Source organism: Nesterenkonia muleiensis (assembly GCF_003600155.1).
GTDB lineage: Bacteria > Actinomycetota > Actinomycetes > Actinomycetales > Micrococcaceae > Nesterenkonia > Nesterenkonia muleiensis.
Genome location: NZ_QWLD01000056.1, coordinates 119,893 through 140,674, shown reverse-complemented (window position 1 = coordinate 140,674; position 20,782 = coordinate 119,893). Strand labels below are relative to the sequence as shown.

The following is a 20,782-nucleotide window of genomic DNA, read 5'->3' as shown; positions in this document are numbered from 1 at the left end:
GGTGCAGACGTGGTTTACTTGGCGTGACGGTTGGCGGGCCGTGCAAGGCCGAGATTCTCCCGCAGGGTCCTGCCCTCGTAGGCGGTCCGCACCATGCCCCGACCCTGGAGTTCTGGGATCACCATGTCAACGAAATCTTCGAGGTTGCCGGGGTTCCATAAGCCCCGGACCATGAAGCCATCTCCTGCGCCGCCCTCGATCCACTCTTGCATATGGTCTGCGACTTGTTTGGGTGAGCCGATAATGGTGGTGCTGCTGGACTTATAGGTCTTCGCAACCTCACGCAGAGTCATACCCTTTTCAATGAGAGCAACAATTTCGTTGAAGTACTGCTGGTGGTGATTCGACTCTTTGGGCACGCGCTCCACAGGAATTGGCTGATCCAGCGGGAGATCGCTCAGGTCGGTCTCCAGGTCCTCCGAGACCACCCGGACCTGAATATCGATGGGAACCAGAGCTTCGAACTCCTCCTGCTTCTCGCGTGCCGCCTCTTCCGTCTCGCCGACGACGACTTCTACGCCAGATAGGATCTTCATCGAATCTGCGGTACGCCCGAAGTGGGTGACTCTCTCCTTGAGGTCGTCGTAAAAGTCCTTCGCACCTTCAAAACTTGACCCCGTACCGAAGACAATCTCAGCCGTCTCTGCAGCAAAGTTTTTTCCGGTCTCTGAAGCCCCTGCCTGGATAATGACCGGGTGTCCCTGAGGCGGACGTGGTATTGATATTCCCCCTTGGACTTTGAAGAACTCTCCGTCGAAGTTCGTGTTATGGAATCTCTTGGGGTCAAAATATCTAGCGTTTGTTTTGTCGTGAATAAAAGCATCATCTTCCCATGTATCCCAATACGAGGTGACGATGTCATAGCTTTCTTTGGCCTGCGCATATCTCTGGTCGCGTGGAGGTAGGCGATCTAGACCGAAATTCCGCGCCGCATAGTCATTTGCGGTCGTGACGATATTCCACGCTGCTCGACCCCTGGTCAGATGATCCAGTGATGCGAAAATTCGAGCTATATTGGCCGGCTCGAAAAAGCTGGTAGAAACCGTGCCTCCCAATCCGATGTGTTCGGTGGATCGCGCGAGGGCAGAGATCAGGGTAAGCGGCTCGAGGGGATAGAAGAAGAAGGGGGACTGCGCGTAGGTCTCCATTCCGTCATTGCGAGTTCCAGGGTTGTCAGCTTTGAAGAAGAGGTCAAAGAAACCGCGTTCCGCTGTCTGGGCGAGTTTCTCCCAGGCTTCGAGATCTGTGGCGTTCGCAGGGTCCACCTCCGGGTGCCGCCACGCCCCCCGGGACATTCCAGGAAAGTCAGCCAGATAGGCCAGCGCAATTCTCTTTGTCATAACTCGTACCTTTCGTCGTTGCTCGACAGAGATGAACCTCTGCCGCCGAGGGTCTTCCTAAGAAGCTGTGAGACTGGCTCCGGGAATAGCGTCCAGAAGGCCAGTGGTGTACTCGTGTTGGGGGACAGTGAACACTTCCTCAACACCCCCCTCTTCAACAACTTGTCCCCGACGCATCACGACAACGTGGTGGGCAAGTTCCCGCACGACGGCAAGATCGTGTGTGATGAAGAGATAGCTCAATCCGAGCTGTTCCTGAAGGTCCCGTAGAAGCTTGAGTATTTGGTGCTGGACCAATACGTCGAGCGCCGATACTGCTTCATCGAGGATGACCAGTTCTGAATCCAGAGCCAGCGCCCGGGCGATGGCCACGCGCTGTCTCTGTCCGCCCGAAAGCTCCCCCGCCCTCCGTTGGGCGATATTGCGCGGCAAAGCGACCTGATCAAGCAGATCCGCAACACGAGTGCGCCGACTGGTCCGATCTCCCATTCTGAAAATGCGCAGTGGTTCATCAATCAGGCGTTCAATGGTAAAGGTGGGGTTCAATGAACCATAAGGATCTTGGAACACCGGCTGAACGCACCGTCGGAGTTCCTTACGCGCGGCACGGTCATTGAAGGCTCTACCGTTGATCAGCACTTTGCCGGCGCTGGGCTGCTCAAGCCCCAGCGCAATCTTAGCCAATGTCGATTTGCCGGAGCCGGACTCTCCCACCACCGCAGTCGTGGCTCCCCGCTGGACTTTAAAGGAGACATGGTCCACCGCCCGGATGGTCTGACCACGCTGACCGCGGAGCTTGTAATCCTTGACGACATCCTGGACCAGCAGAATCGGTTCCAGGGCTCCACGCTTCTCAACCCCTTGGGACCGGGCAGTCACCCGAGCGACGCCCTCCGTTGCGGAAACGGATGGTGCTGCGGCGATCAGTTTACGTGTGTACTCATGCTGCGGGTTCCGAAGGATCTCCTGAGGATCGCCGTTCTCCACTACTCGCCCATCCAACATGACCGCCACTCGATCAGTACGGTCCGCCGCCACACCGAGGTCGTGGGTGATGAAAAGCAATGAAGTTCCGTGGTCGTCCACAAGTGTCTGGAGATGGTCCAGTATTCGAGCCTGGACTGTCACGTCCAAAGCGGAGGTAGGCTCATCAGCGATAATCAGTTGTGGCTCGCGCGCCAACGCGATGGCAATCAAGATGCGCTGACGCATTCCCCCGGAGAATTCGTGAGGGAACTGACCCGCTCTCCGCTCAGGCTCAGGAATACCGGCTTCATCCATCAGTTCGATCGTGCGCCGTTTGCGAGATACGCGGTCTCTGAGTCCGTGGGCTTTGAGGGCGTCACCGATCTGCGCCCCTACTTTCATCGAAGGGTTGAGATTGGTGGCCGGATCTTGGGGCACGAGTCCGATCCTGTTACCCCTGACGTCTCTCATGGCCCGGTCATCTGCCTGCGTGAGATCAAATCCATCCATAACAATCGAGCCGCCGGTGATGTGACCCGATCCAGGAAGGAGGCGCAGAATCGCCGACATTACGGTAGATTTCCCGGAGCCAGACTGCCCCACAATGGCCACACGTTCCCCGGCTTTGACCTCTAGGTCCACACCGTGAACCACTTCGGTGTCACCAAAATTCACGCGCAAATCGCGAATGGACAGAAGCGCCTGATGGTCAGCTGATGGCAGATCAGTCATCTCTGTTCCCTCACGTGTTCGCATTGGATGGATCGAGGGCATCTCGGAGGGCATCTCCAAAAAGGTTAAAGCCGAGGCATATGAGGACAATGGCTGTGCCTGGGAATATAGCCGCTGTGGGTGACTGACTAATGTACTGCTGTGCATCGGACAGCATAATTCCCAGACTCGGCGTCGGTGGTTGAACGCCGATCCCGAGGAACGAGAGCAACGCCTCTCCGATAACTACCACAGGAATGATCACAGTGGCTTGCACGATGATCGCCGAAGTGCAGTTGGGCAGCACGTGCTGTCCCATAATGCGCAGCCCGGATGCGTTCATAGCTTCCGCGCTCGTGACGAAGTCAGACGCCTTGATTCTGAGGGTCTCTCCTCGTACCACGCGTAGCATGATGGGAATCTGCGCAACCCCCAGAGCGATGACGGCATTATTCAGGCTCGGACCGTTAATGGCAGCCAGTCCGACAGCAAGGATCAAGAAGGGGAACGCAAGCATGAGGTCCGTGAGACGGGAGATGATGCCATCGAGCCACCTCCAGTACCCGGCTAGCAGGCCGAGCGGCACTCCGACGACTACCGCGATGGCCACAGAGAGAACCCCCACTTGGAGTGAAACCCGTATCCCGTAGAGCATCCGCGATAATATGTCCCTGCCAAGATCGTCAGTGCCAAGAACATATCCCCTGGTGAGCGGGGGTTGGTAACTCAGCCCGAAATTCACGTGGGTGGGCGGATGGGGCGCGACTAAGGGTGCCAGAATAGCGGCAGCTGCCATGAGCATCAGGATCCCGGCTCCGACCATACCCAGCGTGCTGGAGCGCAAAGACTTCCAAATCTGTCCTCTGTTGGAACCCAGATCGTGCCCCGATTCGACAACGGTCATTATCTACCCCCTCCCACGCGGATTTTGGGATTGATCACGGAGTAGAGGACGTCGACGATGAGGTTAATCACCACATAGCCGAAGGTGACCACGAGAACTGCCGATTGGATGACCGGATAATCTCTGGTAAACACCGCATCGAGGATGAGCCGCCCAAAACCAGGGAGCGCAAAGATCTGTTCGGTGACGACTGTTCCTGAAATCAACATTCCAAGCTGTAGGCCCACTATGGTAACGACGACGATAAGCGAATTACGTAATCCGTACCGGAGCAGCACTCTGATTCTGCTCAGCCCTTTGGCGCGGGCTGTACGGACAAAGTCTGCCTGCATTGTCTCCAGCATTGAGGCCCTGGTCTGACGCATGATGACTGCCATCACAGAAGCACCCAGAATGATGGCCGGAAGCGTCAAGTGGTAGAGCGCTCGCAGCGGATCCGTTCGGAAGGGAACGTAGCCTGATGCCGGGAACAGGCTGAGCCCCACCGCCAGGGTCAGAATCGCCATGATTCCCAGCCAAAAATTGGGAACGGAAAGCCCTATCAGAGCCGCTCCATTCGCAAACCACTCTGGCCATCTCCCCCGTTGCCGCTCAGCCAACACCCCTAAAAGGAGGCCGAAAACGACGGCGATTACCATCGCGTATGTAGCAAGAAGCAAGGTGACCGGCAGAGTGGCTCCGATCATGTCAATCACGGGGTTGCCGTGCATTGTCGACCGCCCCAGGTCCCCTGTCAGCACCTGGCCCATATATGCCATGTACTGCATGAAAAGTGGGTCATCAAGTCCGAGCTCAGCTCGCACAGCGGCAAGCTGCTCAGGGCTGGCGTCCTCACCCGCCATCGCAGTGGCCGGGTCTCCTGGGAGGAGCCTGATTCCCAGGAAGATCACGATCGAAGCCAGCACCAGAGTGATGGCAGACTGCCACAGGCGGGTGAGGAGGAAACGCCCCATGGAATCAGTCGCCGTCCTCGACGAACGCAGCGTGGCTGACGCGAACTAAGCCGTCGCTGTAATAGGTGACACCAGCGATGTCGCTGGACAGCCCTAGCAGGTTACGCATCCGGTAGAGGTACACGATTGGGTTGTCCTCGTGGATCATACTGATCGCTTGACCATAAAGCTCGGCACGCTCATCAGTATCTGGAGTTGCAGCTGCGGCTTGGAGCAGTTCGTCGACCTCATCGTTTGAGTAGCCACTGAAGTTGCTGGCAGCACCCGTTTCCAAGTAATTGTTCACATTGGCCTGCGGGTCAATACGGCCTGAGAAGAACTGGAAGGCAGTCTCATAGTCACCCTCACGTTGGGCCTCCACGAGCGTAGTACCCTCCACAGGCACAATGCTGAGGTTGAAGCCAGACTGTTCCACCTGAGCCTGCAGCGCCTGCGCAAAGCGGACATTCTCGGGCTGGTTATTGATCATCATTTCAACATCGATGGGAATGTCCACTCCCTGCTCCTCCAGAAGCTCCATGGCCGCCTCTGGATCGTATTCGTGGCAGTCATCAGAGGCCTCGGTAGCAAACGGCGTATTCGGAGCAATCGGGGAACAGGCAACGTCGTACCACCCATCGAAGACTGAATCAACAAGGGCTCCTCGATCAATCGCCATTGAGAAGGCTCGGCGAATCTCAGGGTTCTCCGCGATGGGTGTCTCGATCTGCACCGGATCGGTCCCAATGCCATTCTGGTTTCCGATGTTCACCTGGAAGTAATGATTGCCTAGGGATGCTGTCTGCATCGCGTTGAGATTCTCATCTCCCACGATCTCATCCATGTCCTGGGCAGCGATGGGAGCGGCGATGTGGACGTCTCCCGACTGGAGGTTCGCGGTGCGAATGGAACCGTCAGTGATGACTCGGAATTCGATCTCGTCCAAGTAGACATTATCGGCGTCGTAGTAGTTCGGGTCCGCCTCTAGGGTTACTCCGGTCTGCGGAACGTGCTCCACCACCCGGAAAGCTCCCACACATACAGGATCATCGCCGAAGTTTTCGCCAAGCTCTTCGAGAGCATCGGGAGACATGATCATCCCTGCCCGGTCTGCGAAAATCGCTGCCACCGGAGCAAACGGGCGCTCGTAGGTAATCTCGACGGTCTCTTCATCAACTGCCTCAATAGACTCGATGGGGCCCATCTCACTTGCCCGCACAGATTCAGGCTCTTCAAAGTGCCGGCGAAGGCTGATCGCTACGGCCTCTGCATCGAACTCTGATCCGTCAGCGAACTGGATCCCGGTACGAACCGAGATGTTCACCGTTAGACCGTCATCAGAGAATTCTGGCATGTCAGTGGCCAGCATGGGAACCACACCACCTTCATCATCAAGGTCGTATAGCTTCTCGCAGTATGGCTCTGCCACCTGACGCATCTGCATGGTTCCGTTGAATGTGGGGTCAAGAGTGCCAGGCTCAGTGTTCACTGCGACCACAAGGCGCCCTCCATCGGATATCTCTTGGCCATCAATGGGAATACTGGTGACATCTTCACCGGCTCGGAGGTCATCCTCTGCCACACCCCCATTTCCTCCCTCTTCTCCGTCGCCACCACCGCTCCCTGTCTGTTGCGGGTCCTGACAGGCAGTAAGCAGAATCGCTGTTGAGGCTATTAGGGAAGTGACGCCTATTAGCCGTCCCTTCTTAAAGAGTTTACTCATGATATTTCCTTAGTTCTATTTTAGAATAATTAATTTTATTTCTAATTTTGTTACATAAATTAAGCAGGTTGTAGTTGCCGAAACGATGATTTATGAAATATAAGAGGGTCCACGCCATCTTGCGAGTTCACGCTGAGCACCTGGAGTACGATGATCGTGTGATCTCCGGCCGGGGTCTCACTGACGATTTTGGACTCAATCCACAGGGGAGAGCCACCGATGAGCACAGCACCAGTGTGCGTAACTGTCAGGTCCAGCCCTCCGAAGCGATCACCCGTTTTGGAAGCAAGCTGCCGGCATATGGGGCCGTGCTCGTCTCCCAGAACTGAAATCCCGATGTTCTTTGCCTGTCGCAGTACCGGCCACGTGGCGGAATCGTTATGTACGGAGAACAGCACCATCGGCGGCGAGAATGACACTCCCACCGCGAAGGAGGAAGCCACAATCCCCACCGGCTCTCCCTCAATATGAGCGCATAGCGCTGCCACCCCCGAGGGAAAATTGGCGAAGGCTCGACGCACCACCTCACCACCTTCGCCTACAGCGGCGAGCTCGCGATCGTCGCGCGCCGTTGTTTCGTTTTCCAGGAATGTCATGAGTTGCTCCGCCCCTTCCGAGGAAATGACAATGCGACGTTCTGTCTAGTTTTTTGGGACATGAACACTGGAGAAGACTCGGTTTCAAAGATGTATTGAAAGTCTATCTGTTGCAGTGTTTCTCTGTGTCTTCAGCAGTGTTACATCTAGGTTTCATTCTGCGCTTTTAGTTGCGCAAATGAACAATATTTTAGTTCTCGAACTCCATGTAGCGGTCGATTTGGAGGTTGCTCCCTGCGGTACGATATTCCTCGCGGGTTTGTTCGAAGCTGAAGTGCAGGCGAGAGTACTCCACCATCTTGTTGGCCACCGGCATGCGCTCCTTCTCGAACTGATGCAGGGCTTCCTGCACCGTCGGGTGGTCATCCAGGTACTGGGCCAGGGTCTGCCCGTCGATCAGCGCCTGATTTGCACCCTGCGCCATGCCCGGGTACATAGGATGGGCCGAATCACCCACCAGCGCCACTCGGCCATCCACCCACTGCGGCAGATGGTTCTTATAGTGGGTGATCTCCCGGCCCAGAATGCTCTCAGGTTCGCTGACCGCAATGATCTTCGGCACCGGGGTGCTCGACCAGGTGTTGTATTCGTTCCGGAACTCCTCAAAAGTCGACAGCCCCCCCAGGGTTCCGTACCAGTAGGCGTGGGTAGCATCGATCGGAATCCAACCGAAATGTCCATTGGCACCATAGACATCCGCCTGCACGTCGGTGGACACCCCTGCGGCGGCGCACTCAAACACTCCGCGCCACCGGACGAACCCTTCATCGGTGAACTCCGGAGGCCCGCCCAGCATCTGATTCCTGATCTTGGAGCCAATGCCCTCGGTGCCCAACAGCAGGTCACCTGTCTCGGAACCGCCGTCGGCGAAGTGAACTGTCACGTCTTCTGCGGTCTGGGTGTAGCTCTGAGCGGTGGTATTGAAGATGATGTCACCGTCCTCTAACGCATCAGCGAGCATGGCGTTAAGCCTGCGGCGGCGGGCCCCCGTGATAGGTGCGCTGAGTTCTTGCGGCCAGGTGCTGACATCAATGTCGGAGGTGACCGTGCCGTCGCTGTCCAGCGCCCACCAACGCTCCATCGCTCCAGCGAATGAGAGAAACTCCTCACCCAGGCCCAGCCCCTTGAGCACTCGGACCCCATTGGGCCAGATGTTCAGACCCACCCCGGCAGTGCGCAGCTCGGAGTCCTTCTCAAAGATCTGGATATCCCAGCCGTGCTTCTTCAGGTGTAAGGCAGAGGAGAGCCCCGCCACACCGCCTCCACAGATCAGCGCTCTGGGCATCAGGCGTTCCCTTCCTCAACGGGAGCCGCCGGAGCCTCCGCACCGGAGAGCCGCTCAATGGCTTTGATCAGGGCGCCGTGATCCTCTCCGCCCTCCCCGGCGGAACGCAGAGCGTTCACCAGCTGGGTGATGATGCCGGTCAGCGGTACCGCAATCTTCGCCTGCTCGGCTGCGGCTAAGGCGATCATCAGGTCCTTGTGATGCAGGTCAAGGCGAAAACCTGGGGCAAAGTCACGCTCCAGCATCTTGGGTGCCTTGACCTCCAACACGCGGCTGGCGGCTAGCCCGCCGTTGAGGACCTCCAGCGCGGAGGGTACATCCACTCCGGTACGCTGCAGCAGGGCCAGTGCTTCACCGACAAGGGCAATATTTCCTGCCACCAGCATCTGGTTGGCGGCCTTGACCAACTGCCCCGCGCTGACCGGACCCACATGCGCCATGACTGCGGCGAAGACTCCCAAGACCTCCTGAGCTTTGGCGATAGCGGCATCCTCCCCGCCCATCATGATGGCCAGCTTGCCAGAGACCGCGCCGACCTCGCCCCCGCTGACCGGAGCGTCCACGAACTGAATCTGGGACTCCCTCAGTCGCGCGCCGATAGAGGCGGTAGTCTCCGGAGAGATAGTGGAGCAGTCGATGACTAGGGTCCCGGGCTTCATCACCGAGACCAGCCCGTCCTCGCCGAAGAGCACCGCCTCCACATCCGAGGAGTCGGGCAACATAGTGATAACCGCCTCCGCCTGCCCGGCATCGGCCAACGTGGCGGCGGGAATGGCACCTTTTGCTGCCAACTCCTCCACTTTGGAGCGGGAGCGGTTGTAGGCGATGACCTCATGCCCAGCGTCCACCAGGTGACCGGCCATGGGCTTTCCCATGACGCCAAGGCCGATGAAACCGATTTTCATAGTCTGTGCTCTCCTTTAATTCTGCGAGTCGGTCGGGTCAGTACCCACGGGTCAGGTCGACGACGTTGCGGAAATCGCGGCCGGCCACCAGGCGGCTGAGGTTGTCTACGAAGACGTTCACCTGCCGGTCCCCCAGCAGCTGGGAGGCGTGGGAGTCATGAGGAAACAACTGGGCACCGGGGGCAGCCCACAACGGGTCATCGGCGGGCAGCGGCTCCTGGACATGGCAGTCGATAAGCGCTCCCCGCAGGTGGCCGCGGTGCAGGGCGTTCACCAAAGCAGCCGAATCGTGGATGGCACCGCGGGAGACATTGGCCACCCAGCCTCCGGGCTTCATCGCGTCCAACGCCTGGACGTCGACCAATCCTTCAGTCTGTGGGGTCAGGGGTGCGGCGATGAGGAAATAGTCGGATTCAGCGAGGGCGGAGTGCAACTGATCTGTGGTGCGGATCTCATCGAAGCCGTCAACCTTGTTGCCCCGGCGGTTCACTCCGATGGTGCGGAGCCCCAGTGCCTTCGCGATCCGGGCCGTGCTGGTGCCGATGTTGCCGGTGCCCAAGATGGACATCACCGAACCGTCCACCTCACGAGCCGGAAGCTCTTTCCACTGCTTGGCTTCCTGATTGGCCCAGCGCTGCTTGAGCATTTTGGCATCAGCCAGGATGCCGGCGATGACGGTTTCGGCGATCGCGTTGGCAGCCACACCGCCGGCATTGGCCAGCGCCACGCCCTCGGGCATGATGTTGACCAGGTGCTCAGCTCCGGCGCTCATAGACTGCAGCAACTTCAGCTCCGGGTTGAACAGCCGCTCCAGGCCGGTCCTCCTCAGGATGCCTTGCTCACCTTCGATGCCCTTCTTCGAGCCGGAAGTCTCCACCATAATGGCATGGGGGGGCCGCTGTGGCCCCCGGCCGGAATGCAGCTCCGAGACGGGAATATGCTCCAGCCAGACATCGTCATCCACCGCGGTGATCCGCAGTTTCTGCTCCTCGGTGAGCCAGATGCCCTCATCGGGGTCGGCGGCGCCCTGCACGGCTTTGGGTAGGCCGGCGACAACAATATTGAGCGACATATGCTCTTCTTCCTCTCTCACGCTTTCACAGACAATGCTTACTCGGTGGCCGATTCCTCCAGCAGCCCCTCCAGAGCTCGGTCCACCTGCTGCTGCTCCGCGGCCCGGATGCCAGGACGGCCGGCCACGTGCCCCAGCGGGGAATCCAGCTCCCAAAGCCGCCCATGGGGCAGGTGCTCCACCTCCGCGCGGTTCTCCCCCAAGGTGAAGTAGGCATCAGAGGTCGAGGGCATCAGAATGGTGGGGGCAACAACAGCACCCAGGCCCGCCTCCAGCCCACCGCGGGAGGCACCCAGATCCGCTCTGCGCCACATCTGCAGACTGGCCATCAGGTCATAGGCGCTGTGCTCCTGATGCTCCTTGCCCCAACCGGCCAGCACATTCTGAGGGCTGTCATATCCGAACTCCCGGTAGTGGCCCTCGGCGTAGAACGCTTCACAATAGGCCCAGCCGGCGTAGACACGGCCGAAGGCGTCCAGACCATCCAGGGGCGGACGCTGGGGATCAGCAACCGCGTAACTCGGGTCAGCCTGCAAGGCCGCGCTGACGGAATCCAGGAACACCTGGTTGTTCTCCGCACAGCGGGCCGCTGAGCAGAGGGCCAGCACCGCACCCACCTGCTCGGGATTCTGGGCGGCGTACTCCAGTGACTGCATACCGCCTATGGACCATCCGGCGACCAGCACCACTCGGGTCACCCGGAGCCTGTCGAGCACCAGTTTCGCGGCCCGCGCGTTGTCCCCGATGCTGACCTGGGGAAATTGACCGGGAACCAGCGCACCGGTGGTCGAGGGGGAGGAAGAGACCCCGCCGCCGAAGTGGTTGATCACCACGATGAAGTGCCGGTCCGGATCCAACGGGCGGTCCCGACCCATCCAGGGGGTGTAGCTGAGATCGGTGCCGGTGTAGTAGGTGAACAGCAGCACGCAGTTGTCCCCGGCCCCGGAAAGCTGCCCATAGGTCCGGTAGCACACCTGCGCACCGCGCCCCGTTACCCCCGGGAGCACCGCTGAGGACTCGAGGGGGAACTCCTCGAGTGTTAGGGACTTCAGGCTGGTCATCAGGTGCTCTCCTGCAGTGGCTCTTAGTGTCGAGGGGGCTGGCGGTCAGCTGGCATGCACGGTTCGGCTCAGCAGAATGCGGGCTCAATAGAACTTCAGGTACCGGTCACGCTCCCAGTCGGTGACGGCGGTGGCGTAGGACTCCCACTCAGCACGCTTGTACTCGATAAAGGACCTCGTAAAGGCCTCCCCGCAAATCTCCTGGACGAAAGGATCGGCCTCAAAGGCATCGATAGCATCGTCGAGCGTGCGCGGCAGCAGTTCCAAGCCTCGCTTGGCGTAATCCTTGGGGTCCACCTCGTAGAGGTTCTCGGTATGGAAGTGCTCCAGCTCGGCCTTCTCCCGGATACCTGCCAGCCCGGCGGCCAGCAGCAGGGCCGCTGCCAGATGCGGGTTGGCGGAGGAGTCCACCGCGCGGCACTCGACACGCCCGCCGCCCAAAGGGATGCGCAGCATATTGGTGCGGTTGTTGTTACCACAGCTGGCAAAGATCGGCGCCCAGGTGGATCCGGACATGCTGCCCTGACGGACCAGTCGCTTATAGCTGTTGACCGTCGGCGCGATGACAGCGCAGATGGCGGCGGCGTGGCGCACGATGCCAGCGGCGAAGTGGTAACCCATCTCGCTGAGGCCCGCCTCGCGGGGGTCCTCATCAGAGTCAAACAGGTTCTGCCCAGTGTCAACATCAGCCAGGGACATGTTGAAGTGAGCCCCGGAGCCGGTCCGGTCGGCAAACGGTTTGGGCATGAAGCTGGCGTAGGCACCGTGTTTACGGGCCACTGCATTGGCCATATCGCGGAAAATGACCATGCGGTCAGCGGTAGTCATACCGTCGGCATAGGCGAAGTCGATCTCGAACTGGCTCTGGGCGTCCTCGTGGTCGAAGGAGTAAACATCCCAGCCCAGCGTATTCATATGGTCCACCAACTCCTGGATCCACGCCATATTGTCGAACAGGCTGGGCACCGCATAGCAGGGCTTGTCCAAGTTGTCCCGATCGCTGATGTTCTCCGGACCGTCCTCACCGTCCTGGAATACGAAGAACTCCGCCTCGACACCGAGGTTGAAGGTGTAGCCCATCTCGGCGGCAGCCTGGGTCTGCCGGCCGAGGATATTTCGGGTGGAGGCTTCGAACTCCTCACCGGCCACATACAGGTTGGAGAGGAAGAGAGCGACGTCGGGCCGGTAGGGCAGCACCACGCCGCGGCTGAGGTCCGGGCGGGCGGAAAGCTCCTCATCGCTGACGTCCTGGGGCAGTCCGTCCAGGGCAGCACCGGTGAACAGCTCTGAACCGTTGGCCATATCCACGAAATGATCGATGGGCACCATCTTGCCTTTGAGGTTGCCGTGGAGGTCGGTGTATCCAGCGAGCGCGAACCGCACACCTTGGTCTTTCAGCTTGTGCCCTAGAGCTGCTGCCTGGGAGTTGTCAGAGGCCACTATTGCCCTTCTTTCTTAGGTTTCGACTATGTATCGAAACATTAGAAGACGGGTATTTCGATACAGTATCGATATCGTTACGCGAAAGTTTCAGGCATCCGGCGCGAGCGCTCGGCAGAGGGTCTCCTGCGGAGTTGTCTGGGCGAAAGCCGGGCTTGCCTAGGCCGGCTGATCCCCACCGGTCGGCTGCATAGCCTCCCGGTAGGCCCGGAATCCGGCGACACCATCCTGTGCGGCCTGCCGCACCTTGGGCAGCCGGCTCACATCGGCCAACAGTGCCCGCACCGAGATCTGAGCAGCGGCGTCGGCATATTCGTGCATGTCTTCGGCATTGCCGCTCGCCGTATGGAACCGGTACTGACTGCCCTCGTTGAGGCTGAGGGCATTGCGCACGAAGAGTTCGGCAGGAAAGTCGATGAACTCCCCTGAGGCCAACCCGCTGCGCACAACGGCCTCCAGTCTCCCGACCAGCTCCTGGTAGTCGCGGGTGAAGTCGCTGAATACATCGGGCTGGCCGATGGCCGCCTCTTCGAGGTCGTAGAAGTTCAACGGCGCCGAGCACATCTGCACCACATCCTGATAGAGGACGATGTAAAGCCGGTCCGCGGCAGGTTCTTTCCGCTCGGCCAAGGCGCGAGCCGCCATGAGTGAGACCCGGTTTTGGTCCATGATGGTGCGCAGGATCTGCTCTTTGGAGCGAAACCAATAGTAGATAGAGGATTGCCGCAGCCCGGAAAGCTCTGCAATCTCATTCATCCGGGTGGCGCTGAAGCCTTTTTTCGCGAAGAGGGAGGCAGCGGCGGTGAGGATCCCATCACGCGGATCATCAGTGACGATGCCACTCTGGCGCGGGCGCCCTCCTACAGCTGTCGATTTGGCCATAGGCGTGATCTTACCTACAGATGTAATCTTCGCCTGAACTGTTTCTGCGCGTCTTCGGCCTCGGAGCCCGTGCGTGCCAGTCACGGCACCGCTGGGGCCTGCAGCTCAGCGTTGAGGGATTCCAAAGCTCCGGTGATGCGGGTGCGCCACCGCCATGCGGCTTTGGCATCGGCACGGGAAGGTCCGCCGTTGATGACGGCGATCTGCTTGCCTGCTCGGTGCATGCGCAGCGCGATGGAGTACCCGCTCATCACCGCCATGGAAGAGCCCACCACCAGCAGCGACGACGAGGCGGAAACCAGTTCTTCCACCGCGGCCTTCCGCTCTGCGGGCACGTTCTCACCGAAGTAGACGACGTCGGGCTTGAGGGTATCGGCTCCGCACACCAGGCAGCCGACCAGGGTGAAGCGCTGCACCCAGGAGTCCTCCAGAGTGACATCGCCGTCCGGGTTCACATTCTCCGCAGCTACCGCAGCGGCCTCCGCGTATCCGGGGTTCGCCTGCTCCAGCCGGATATCCAGCGCATGCCGATCTTCGACGTTCCCACAGGTCAGGCAGATCACCCGCACCAGATCCCCGTGCAGGGCGATAGTGTCGGCCCCAGCGGCAGCATGTAGGCCATCGACGTTCTGGGTGACGATCCCTGTGAGCACCCCGGAGCGCTGCCAGTGCGCCAGAATCTCATGCCCCCGGTTGGGCTTGGCGTCACCCAGGTGCCGCCAGCCCACAAAGGAGCGTGCCCAGTAGCGGCGGCGCGCGGCGGCATCGTACTCGAACTCCTGAAACGTCATCGGCCGGTGCCTCTGCAGCGAACCGGCCGGACCCCGGTAGTCAGGGATGCCGGAGTCGGTGGAGATGCCCGCCCCGGTCACGCACAGCACAGAACCAGAGCGCAGTAAGGACAAGACCCCGGCCCGTGCCACCCCCGGGTCTTGTGGCCCAGCAGTCTCCTGGACTGTGCGCGCTATAGATCGCAGGGCAGCACGGTGTGCCTGCTCAGCCTGGTGGTTGAACACTTACCGCTCAGCGGTGGTGGTCATCTGCCCCATCATCTGGGTACTCGTCCTCGTCGGCGCCGTCGCTGCCGTGATCCGGGTTCTCTCCCCGGGCCTGGGCCAGCTCGCGCTCCAATGCGGACAGATCAGTGCTCGGGGTGTAGTACTTGATCTCCCGCGCCTGTTTCGTCGCTTTCGCCTTTTGACGGCCACGCCCCATGAGCGGGACCCCCTTAACGTCGTCTCGATGCCGCCTCACGGTGAAGATTCACCGTCGGCTTGACTGTTGGATGAAGTGGTTGGTGCCTTCTAGGTTAACATGAGTGCCACCACAGCGTCGCACCGATAGGAGAGGGCCGCACTTCTATGAGCGAGTCACCGCAGGCCGGCGAGGACACGCCACAGCCCTTGTCACGGCGGGCTCGCAGGGCAGCAGCAGGCAATACCGGCTTCCGACTCAACGCTATTCCGTTCCTGATCGCCGGAGTCCTGGTGGTACTTGTCACAGCAGGCCTGTTGTGGTGGTTCGGCCTCCGCGAAGAGCCCGAGGAGGCCGCCGAATGGACGTGGGTTGAAGAGCCTGCCGACGGCGTCCACGCCCGGGGCGTGCCTCCGGAGGACTGGGAGACCGGCTGGTGCCTCTCCGGCTTCACCGATGAGGACTCCCCAGCCGACGCTGTACGCTGCGAGCGCAACTATGACGTCCAGATCCTGCTCCAGCGTGAGATGGATGACAATGTCACCGACGGCGACTACCCCGGCGATGACATCGTGACTTCCACCGCTGAGCAATGGTGCCATGAGGAGGTCGAGCTCAGCTCCGCCGCTCTCGAAGCTGCCGAGGCCGAGCTGCAGATCGAACTGTGGCATCCCACCGAGTCCACCTGGAACCGCCAGGACGACCGCCTGGTCTCCTGCTTCCTCTCTCGCGCCGATGGAGGGAGCCTGCGAGGGGACTTCCTGGCCACCGTGGATGACGACGAGACATCAGCTGAGGATTCCACCGTCGACCTCACCGAGGAAGGCCGTGAGCCCAGAGAAGAAGAGGACGACGACGGCGGGAATCAGGACACTGCGGAGAACGAGGACGAGACTGACGCCGAAGAGGGCGCCGACTCCGACGAAGGCTGAGCAGAAACATCTGAGCTGGCCTTCCCCGCACCGCACGTCGGTGTCCGTATACGCTCCCGCGCCCTGCCCCACCCGCACCTCGCACACAAACTGCGCGGCCTATGAACAAGTGCGCGCGATATCACCCGCGCATAAGTTCATAGGCCGCGCAGTTCAGCCGTCTGAAGCCGCCTGAGGCCGCCTGACTGGCTCAGTCAATCCTCTTCTGCACCGTCAGCCCGTGGACCGAGTCATGCTCCAGGGAGAGCTCATCGCGGTCCACCAGGACGGTATCACCATCGTCGATCTCGCCCGACAGCAGCGCCTTGGCCAGCTGATCGCCGATCTCACGCTGCACCAGCCGGCGCAGCGGCCTGGCACCGTAGGCGGGGTCGTAGCCGGTCAGCGCCAGCCATTCCCTGGCCGCGTCGGTGACCTCCAGAGTCAGCCGACGAGCCGACATCCGCTGAGCCAGCAGACGGATCTGCAGGTCCACAATAGAGGTCAGCTGCTCCATGGACAGCGGGTCGAACATCACCGTGTCGTCAAGCCGGTTCAGGAACTCCGGCTTGAAGCTGGCGTTGACCACGCCCATCACCGCCTCACGCTTAGCCCGCTCATCCATCGACTGGTCCACCAGGAACTGCGAGCCGAGGTTGGAGGTCAGGATCAGCACCACGTTGCGGAAGTCGACGGTGCGGCCCTGTCCATCGGTGAGCCGGCCGTCGTCGAGCACCTGGAGCAGGATGTCGAAGACCTGCGGGTGGGCCTTCTCCACCTCGTCCAGCAGCACCACGGAGTAGGGACGACGGCGCACCGCTTCGGTGAGCTGGCCGCCTTCGTCGAAGCCCACGTAACCCGGGGGAGCGCCGACCAGACGAGCCACCGAGTGCTTCTCGGAGTACTCCGACATGTCGATGCGGATCATCGAGCGCTCATCGTCGAAGAGGAACTCCGCCAGCGCCTTGGCCAGCTCGGTCTTGCCGACACCGGTGGGCCCCAGGAACAGGAAGGACCCGGTAGGCCGGTCGGGATCGGCCACTCCCGTCCGAGCGCGGCGGACGGCGTCGGAGACTGCGGTGACGGCCTTCTCCTGGCCGATCAGCCGGGAGCCGATGAGTTCCTCCATCTGCAGCAGCTTCTCGGTTTCGCCCTGCATGAGCCGGCCGGTGGGAATTCCGGTCCAGGCGGAGATGACCTCGGCGATGGCGTCTGCATCGACCTTCTCGGAGACCATGCGCTCCTGGGTCTCAGCGTCGGCTTCCTGGGCCTCGGCCTCGGCCAGTGCCTGCTCGGCCTGGGGGATGGCCCCGTAGCGCAGGCGGCCGACTTCGGCGAAGTCTCCGTCGCGCTCCGCCCGCTCCGCAGCGGATTTCAGCTCATCGAGCTTGCGGTGCAGTTCGGCGGCCCTGTTGTGGGCGCCCTGCTCCCGCTCCCAGCGGGCGTTGAGGGCGTCGAGCTCTTCGCGCTTATTGGCCAGCTCCTCCTCCAAGGCGGTCAGCCGCTCCTTGGACGCGGCGTCGGTCTCCTGGGCCAGCCACTGGCGCTCGGCCTCCAACCGGGCCACCGAGCGGCGCAGTTCGTCGATCTCCACCGGGTCGGAGTCGATCTCCATCTTCAGCCGGGAGGCGGCCTCATCGACGAGGTCGATGGCCTTATCCGGCAGCTGCCGCCCGGTGATGTAGCGGTCGGAGAGCTCGGCGGCAGCCACCAGCGCCGCATCGGAGATCTCCACGCCGTGGTGGGCCTGATACTTCTCCTTGATGCCGCGCAGGATCGCCACGGTGTCTTCCACGGAGGGCTCGCCGACATAAACCTGCTGGAAGCGGCGTTCCAGGGCGGCGTCGGATTCGATGTTCTCGCGGTACTCGTCCAGAGTGGTGGCGCCGATCAGCCGCAGCTCACCGCGGGCCAGCATGGGCTTGAGCATATTGCCCGCATCCATGGACCCATCAGAGGTGCCCCCGGCGCCGACGACGGTGTGGACCTCGTCGATGAAGCTGATGATCTCGCCCTCGGAGGCCTTGATCTCATCGAGCACAGCTTTGAGCCGCTCCTCGAACTCGCCGCGGTACTTGGACCCGGCGACCATGGCGCCCAGGTCCAGGGAGATCAGCCGCTTGTTCTTCAGCGCGTTGGGGACGTCTCCGTCCTCGATGCGCTGGGCCAGGCCTTCGACCACGGCGGTCTTGCCGACTCCGGGCTCACCGATGAGCACCGGGTTGTTCTTGGTGCGGCGGGAGAGCACCTGGACCACGCGCCGGATCTCGGCGTCGCGGCCGATCACCGGGTCGAGCTTGCCCTCCTTGGCCAGCTCGGTCAGATCGGTGCCGAATTTGGCCAGCGCGTCAAAGGTGCCTTCGGGGTCCGGAGTGCTGACCTTCCGGCCCTGGCGCACCGAGTCCACTGCGGCCCGCAGCGCCTTCACATCCACACCGTTGTCCTTCAGCGCCTGGGAGGCCGGGTCGCTGACCCCGGCGATGCCCAGCAGCAGGTGTTCGGTGGAGACGTAGTCATCGCCGATCCGTTCAGCCTCAGCCTGGGCGTTCTTCATCACGCTCAGGCCGTTGCGGGAGAACTGGGCGTTGGCCACCGCAGCACCGGAGGATGACGGCAGGTCAGCGATGGCCGACGACGCGCGGGTGGAGACCGCGTCCGGATCGGCACCAGCGGCCTTCAGGGCGGCGACCGCGACGGACTCGCGGGTGTCCATCAGCGCCTTGAGGATATGCGCCGGCTCAATCTGCGGGTTCCCGGCAGTGTTGGCGTTCATGGCCGCAGCACTGACGGACTCCTGAGACTTGGTGGTGAGTTTGATGTCCATGGCCTCGCGGCCCCCTTCCCATCGATTCTAAAAACTTGAGTCACTTGTACTCAACTTTAGCGGCGTCGTGCTTATTCCGGACGATGCTCAGACCGATAGGGGCGCCATATTGTCTGATCTCATCGAACATGTCCTCATCTCACGAACTTGTCATGGGACCATCTTGTCTCAGTCACGTGTTCACCGGGCAGACCGAGGTGATAAGCGCTCACACTATGTGAACCGATCGGTTCGGCAGTGGGGCAACCGACCGATGTGTTATGCAGCCAAACCGGGCAAAACGGCGCATGCACTTCCGCACGGCCGTCAAACGTGAATTCACCCCGGTGTGACACGAATGAAATACCCTCTCACTACTGTCTTCAGTATGGCTGCATCTGAGACGCAGGGAACCTCTGTCAAGCGCGGCTTCCGGATGCCGCACATCTACGTCATTCTCTTCGTCCTCTCCGCGCTGGCCGCCCTGGCGACCTACATCATCCCGGCCAACGAGTTCGAACGGGTGGAAGGTCCAGACGGCCGAGAGGTCATCGATCCGGATTCCTACGGCCCGGTGGATCCCACGCCGACGTCGTTTCTCGAATTCATCACCGCCATCCCCCGCGGTCTTGTCGATGCCGGAGAAGTGGTGTTTTTCACCTTCATCATCGGTGGCGTCTTCATGGTCATCCGGCGTACCGGCATCATCGAGAACGCGCTGGACCGGCTGCTGCGAGTCTTCGCCAATCGCCGACTGCTGCTGATTCCAGTGTTGATCACTCTCTTCGCCGCCCTGGCCTCCCTCATCGGCACCCAGGAACTGGCACTGGTCTACATCCCGGTGCTCATCCCGGTCATCATCGCCCTGGGATACGACTCCATGGTGGCGGTGGCCATCGCGCTCGTCGGCACCACAGCGGGCTTCACCGCTGGAGTGCTCAACCCCATCAACACCGGCTTGGCCCAGCAGATCGCCGGCATCGAAACCTTCTCCGGTGCGGGGTTGCGCGGGATTCTCTTCCTGATGTTGATCACTCTTGGCTCGTACTGGGTCATCCGGTACGCCCGTCGGGTGGAGAAAGACCCCTCGAAGAGCCTGGTGTACGGGGAAGAAGAGGAACTGGAGAAGCAGCGACTCTACGCCTCCGGCGCCGAAGGAGAAGCGAAGCGGATGACCGGGCGCCAGAGGGTCTCTCTCCTGCTCTCGGTGCCGGTCCTCGGCGTCACCATTTGGGGCGTCTCGACCCAGGGCTGGTTCATGATCGAGATGGCCGGAATGTTCGTTCTGCTGATGCTGATCATTGGATTGATCAGCGGACTGAGCCCCTCGACGATCTCCATTTCCTTCTCAGAGGGCATGCGCAGCGTGCTGGAAGGGGCCATCATCGTGGGGGTGGCCCGTTCTGTCGCAGTGGTCCTTGAAGACGGCCAGATCTTGGACACCATCGTCTACTCACTGGGAAATGCCGTCAGCGGGATGCCCAGTGAACTCGCCGCAGTTGGTATGTTCGCCGTACAGACTGGTTTTAACTTCGTGGTGCCCTCCGGGTCCGGGCAAGCGGTGGTGACGATGCCGATCATGGCCCCACTGGCCGACCTGGTAGAGGTCAGCCGGCAGACCGCCGTGCTGGCGTTCCAACTCGGGGATGGTCTCACCAATATCCTCTACCCGACCTCCGGATACTTCATGGCAGCCTTGGCCATCGGCGGCGTCCGGTGGGAGAAGTGGCTGAGGTTCTACCTGCCGCTGTTCGGACTCTGGGTGATGGTGGCCATCATGTTCCTGGTTTTCGCCCAGGTGACCGGCTGGAATTAGCGAGCCGTTGACCGGTTGCCCGAGAACCCACAGGTGCCGGCTCGTTGGGCAGCACCGAATGATCTTATCCTCCATACGCGAAGCCCTCACGCGTTCACATGCGTAGGTCATCACCGTGAACCCTGCAGGCGAAGGGCTTCCGACTATAGACTGTAACTGCCTGCCGATGATGAGCATGCCCCGCGCGCCGCCGCACCGGCACGCATGAAGGTGACCCCGAACCGTTCTTGGTAGTAGATGG

Annotated in this window: 17 protein-coding genes; 2 read left to right on the top strand and 15 right to left on the bottom strand. The window is 60.9% G+C overall.

Annotated features, from left to right (window positions below; genetic code table 11):
• Positions 1 to 14: 14 nt before the first annotated feature.
• The 14 genes from DVO78_RS16840 to DVO78_RS16775 all read right to left on the bottom strand — a co-directional run bounded on the left by DVO78_RS16840 (position 15) and on the right by DVO78_RS16775 (position 15,032).
• Positions 15 to 1,340, bottom strand: coding sequence for an NtaA/DmoA family FMN-dependent monooxygenase (locus DVO78_RS16840; protein ID WP_120006675.1), 1,326 nt, complete (start codon positions 1,338 to 1,340; stop codon positions 15 to 17).
• Between the two features lie 57 nt (positions 1,341 to 1,397).
• Positions 1,398 to 3,038, bottom strand: coding sequence for a dipeptide ABC transporter ATP-binding protein (locus DVO78_RS16835; RefSeq protein WP_120006673.1), 1,641 nt, complete (start codon positions 3,036 to 3,038; stop codon positions 1,398 to 1,400).
• A gap of 10 nt (positions 3,039 to 3,048) precedes the next feature.
• On the bottom strand, positions 3,049 to 3,921 hold the full coding sequence (locus tag DVO78_RS16830) for an ABC transporter permease (protein ID WP_120006671.1): 873 nt from the start codon (positions 3,919 to 3,921) through the stop codon (positions 3,049 to 3,051).
• Positions 3,921 to 4,874: an ABC transporter permease gene (locus DVO78_RS16825; RefSeq protein WP_120006669.1), complete on the bottom strand. Its 954-nt coding sequence runs from the start codon at positions 4,872 to 4,874 to the stop codon at positions 3,921 to 3,923. The genes DVO78_RS16830 and DVO78_RS16825 overlap by 1 nt, the downstream gene beginning before the upstream one ends.
• A 4-nt stretch (positions 4,875 to 4,878) precedes the next feature.
• Positions 4,879 to 6,435 carry an ABC transporter substrate-binding protein gene (locus tag DVO78_RS16820; protein ID WP_157984107.1) on the bottom strand — a complete coding sequence of 519 codons (1,557 nt, stop codon included), beginning with the start codon at positions 6,433 to 6,435 and terminating at the stop codon, positions 4,879 to 4,881.
• 200 nt (positions 6,436 to 6,635) lie between these two features.
• On the bottom strand, positions 6,636 to 7,172 hold the full coding sequence (locus tag DVO78_RS16815; protein ID WP_120006665.1) for a flavin reductase family protein: 537 nt from the start codon (positions 7,170 to 7,172) through the stop codon (positions 6,636 to 6,638).
• Positions 7,173 to 7,362: 190 nt separating this feature from the next.
• On the bottom strand, positions 7,363 to 8,457 hold the full coding sequence (locus DVO78_RS16810; RefSeq protein WP_202912235.1) for an FAD-dependent oxidoreductase: 1,095 nt from the start codon (positions 8,455 to 8,457) through the stop codon (positions 7,363 to 7,365).
• Positions 8,457 to 9,362 (bottom strand): NAD(P)-dependent oxidoreductase, encoded by a 906-nt coding sequence (locus tag DVO78_RS16805; protein WP_120006663.1) that lies wholly within the window; start codon positions 9,360 to 9,362, stop codon positions 8,457 to 8,459. The genes DVO78_RS16810 and DVO78_RS16805 overlap by 1 nt, the downstream gene beginning before the upstream one ends.
• A gap of 37 nt (positions 9,363 to 9,399) precedes the next feature.
• Positions 9,400 to 10,434, bottom strand: a complete 1,035-nt coding sequence (locus DVO78_RS16800) for a D-2-hydroxyacid dehydrogenase (protein ID WP_120006661.1) — start codon at positions 10,432 to 10,434, stop codon at positions 9,400 to 9,402.
• Between the two features lie 38 nt (positions 10,435 to 10,472).
• The gene (locus tag DVO78_RS16795; RefSeq protein ID WP_120006659.1) at positions 10,473 to 11,495 is read right to left on the bottom strand and encodes an alpha/beta fold hydrolase; all 1,023 of its coding nucleotides are present in this window, start codon (positions 11,493 to 11,495) and stop codon (positions 10,473 to 10,475) included.
• Positions 11,496 to 11,579: 84 nt separating this feature from the next.
• Positions 11,580 to 12,935, bottom strand: a complete 1,356-nt coding sequence (glnT, locus tag DVO78_RS16790) for a type III glutamate--ammonia ligase (protein WP_120006657.1) — start codon at positions 12,933 to 12,935, stop codon at positions 11,580 to 11,582.
• A 159-nt stretch (positions 12,936 to 13,094) separates the two neighbouring features.
• Positions 13,095 to 13,817 carry a TetR/AcrR family transcriptional regulator gene (locus DVO78_RS16785; protein WP_120006655.1) on the bottom strand — a complete coding sequence of 241 codons (723 nt, stop codon included), beginning with the start codon at positions 13,815 to 13,817 and terminating at the stop codon, positions 13,095 to 13,097.
• Between the two features lie 80 nt (positions 13,818 to 13,897).
• On the bottom strand, positions 13,898 to 14,833 hold the full coding sequence (locus DVO78_RS16780; RefSeq protein ID WP_120006653.1) for a Sir2 family NAD-dependent protein deacetylase: 936 nt from the start codon (positions 14,831 to 14,833) through the stop codon (positions 13,898 to 13,900).
• Positions 14,834 to 14,840: 7 nt separating this feature from the next.
• The gene (locus DVO78_RS16775; RefSeq protein ID WP_120006651.1) at positions 14,841 to 15,032 is read right to left on the bottom strand and encodes a DUF3073 domain-containing protein; all 192 of its coding nucleotides are present in this window, start codon (positions 15,030 to 15,032) and stop codon (positions 14,841 to 14,843) included.
• Between the two features lie 146 nt (positions 15,033 to 15,178).
• Here DVO78_RS16775 and DVO78_RS16770 point away from each other — a divergent pair, with 146 nt between their 5' ends.
• Complete coding sequence (locus DVO78_RS16770; protein WP_120006649.1) at positions 15,179 to 15,943, top strand: hypothetical protein; 765 nt, start codon at positions 15,179 to 15,181, stop codon at positions 15,941 to 15,943.
• A 190-nt stretch (positions 15,944 to 16,133) separates the two neighbouring features.
• Here the strand turns inward: DVO78_RS16770 and clpB are convergent, their stop codons facing one another.
• The gene (clpB, locus tag DVO78_RS16765; RefSeq protein ID WP_120006648.1) at positions 16,134 to 18,746 is read right to left on the bottom strand and encodes an ATP-dependent chaperone ClpB; all 2,613 of its coding nucleotides are present in this window, start codon (positions 18,744 to 18,746) and stop codon (positions 16,134 to 16,136) included.
• 367 nt (positions 18,747 to 19,113) lie between these two features.
• Between clpB and DVO78_RS16760 the strand changes: the two genes are divergently transcribed.
• Positions 19,114 to 20,541, top strand: coding sequence for a YfcC family protein (locus DVO78_RS16760; protein WP_202912234.1), 1,428 nt, complete (start codon positions 19,114 to 19,116; stop codon positions 20,539 to 20,541).
• Positions 20,542 to 20,782: the final 241 nt, after the last annotated feature.

Coding starts and splice junctions, on each gene's coding strand:
- DVO78_RS16760 (WP_202912234.1), top strand. CDS start 19,114: ATGGCTGCATCTGAGACGCAGGGAACCTCTGTCAAGCGCGGCTTCCGG.
- DVO78_RS16840 (WP_120006675.1), bottom strand. CDS start 1,340: ATGACAAAGAGAATTGCGCTGGCCTATCTGGCTGACTTTCCTGGAATG.
- DVO78_RS16800 (WP_120006661.1), bottom strand. CDS start 10,434: ATGTCGCTCAATATTGTTGTCGCCGGCCTACCCAAAGCCGTGCAGGGC.
- DVO78_RS16825 (WP_120006669.1), bottom strand. CDS start 4,874: ATGGGGCGTTTCCTCCTCACCCGCCTGTGGCAGTCTGCCATCACTCTG.
- DVO78_RS16830 (WP_120006671.1), bottom strand. CDS start 3,921: ATGACCGTTGTCGAATCGGGGCACGATCTGGGTTCCAACAGAGGACAG.
- DVO78_RS16795 (WP_120006659.1), bottom strand. CDS start 11,495: ATGACCAGCCTGAAGTCCCTAACACTCGAGGAGTTCCCCCTCGAGTCC.
- clpB (WP_120006648.1), bottom strand. CDS start 18,746: ATGGACATCAAACTCACCACCAAGTCTCAGGAGTCCGTCAGTGCTGCG.
- DVO78_RS16805 (WP_120006663.1), bottom strand. CDS start 9,362: ATGAAAATCGGTTTCATCGGCCTTGGCGTCATGGGAAAGCCCATGGCC.
- DVO78_RS16815 (WP_120006665.1), bottom strand. CDS start 7,172: ATGACATTCCTGGAAAACGAAACAACGGCGCGCGACGATCGCGAGCTC.
- DVO78_RS16775 (WP_120006651.1), bottom strand. CDS start 15,032: ATGGGGCGTGGCCGTCAAAAGGCGAAAGCGACGAAACAGGCGCGGGAG.
- DVO78_RS16785 (WP_120006655.1), bottom strand. CDS start 13,817: ATGGCCAAATCGACAGCTGTAGGAGGGCGCCCGCGCCAGAGTGGCATC.
- DVO78_RS16770 (WP_120006649.1), top strand. CDS start 15,179: ATGAGCGAGTCACCGCAGGCCGGCGAGGACACGCCACAGCCCTTGTCA.
- DVO78_RS16810 (WP_202912235.1), bottom strand. CDS start 8,457: ATGCCCAGAGCGCTGATCTGTGGAGGCGGTGTGGCGGGGCTCTCCTCT.
- DVO78_RS16835 (WP_120006673.1), bottom strand. CDS start 3,038: ATGACTGATCTGCCATCAGCTGACCATCAGGCGCTTCTGTCCATTCGC.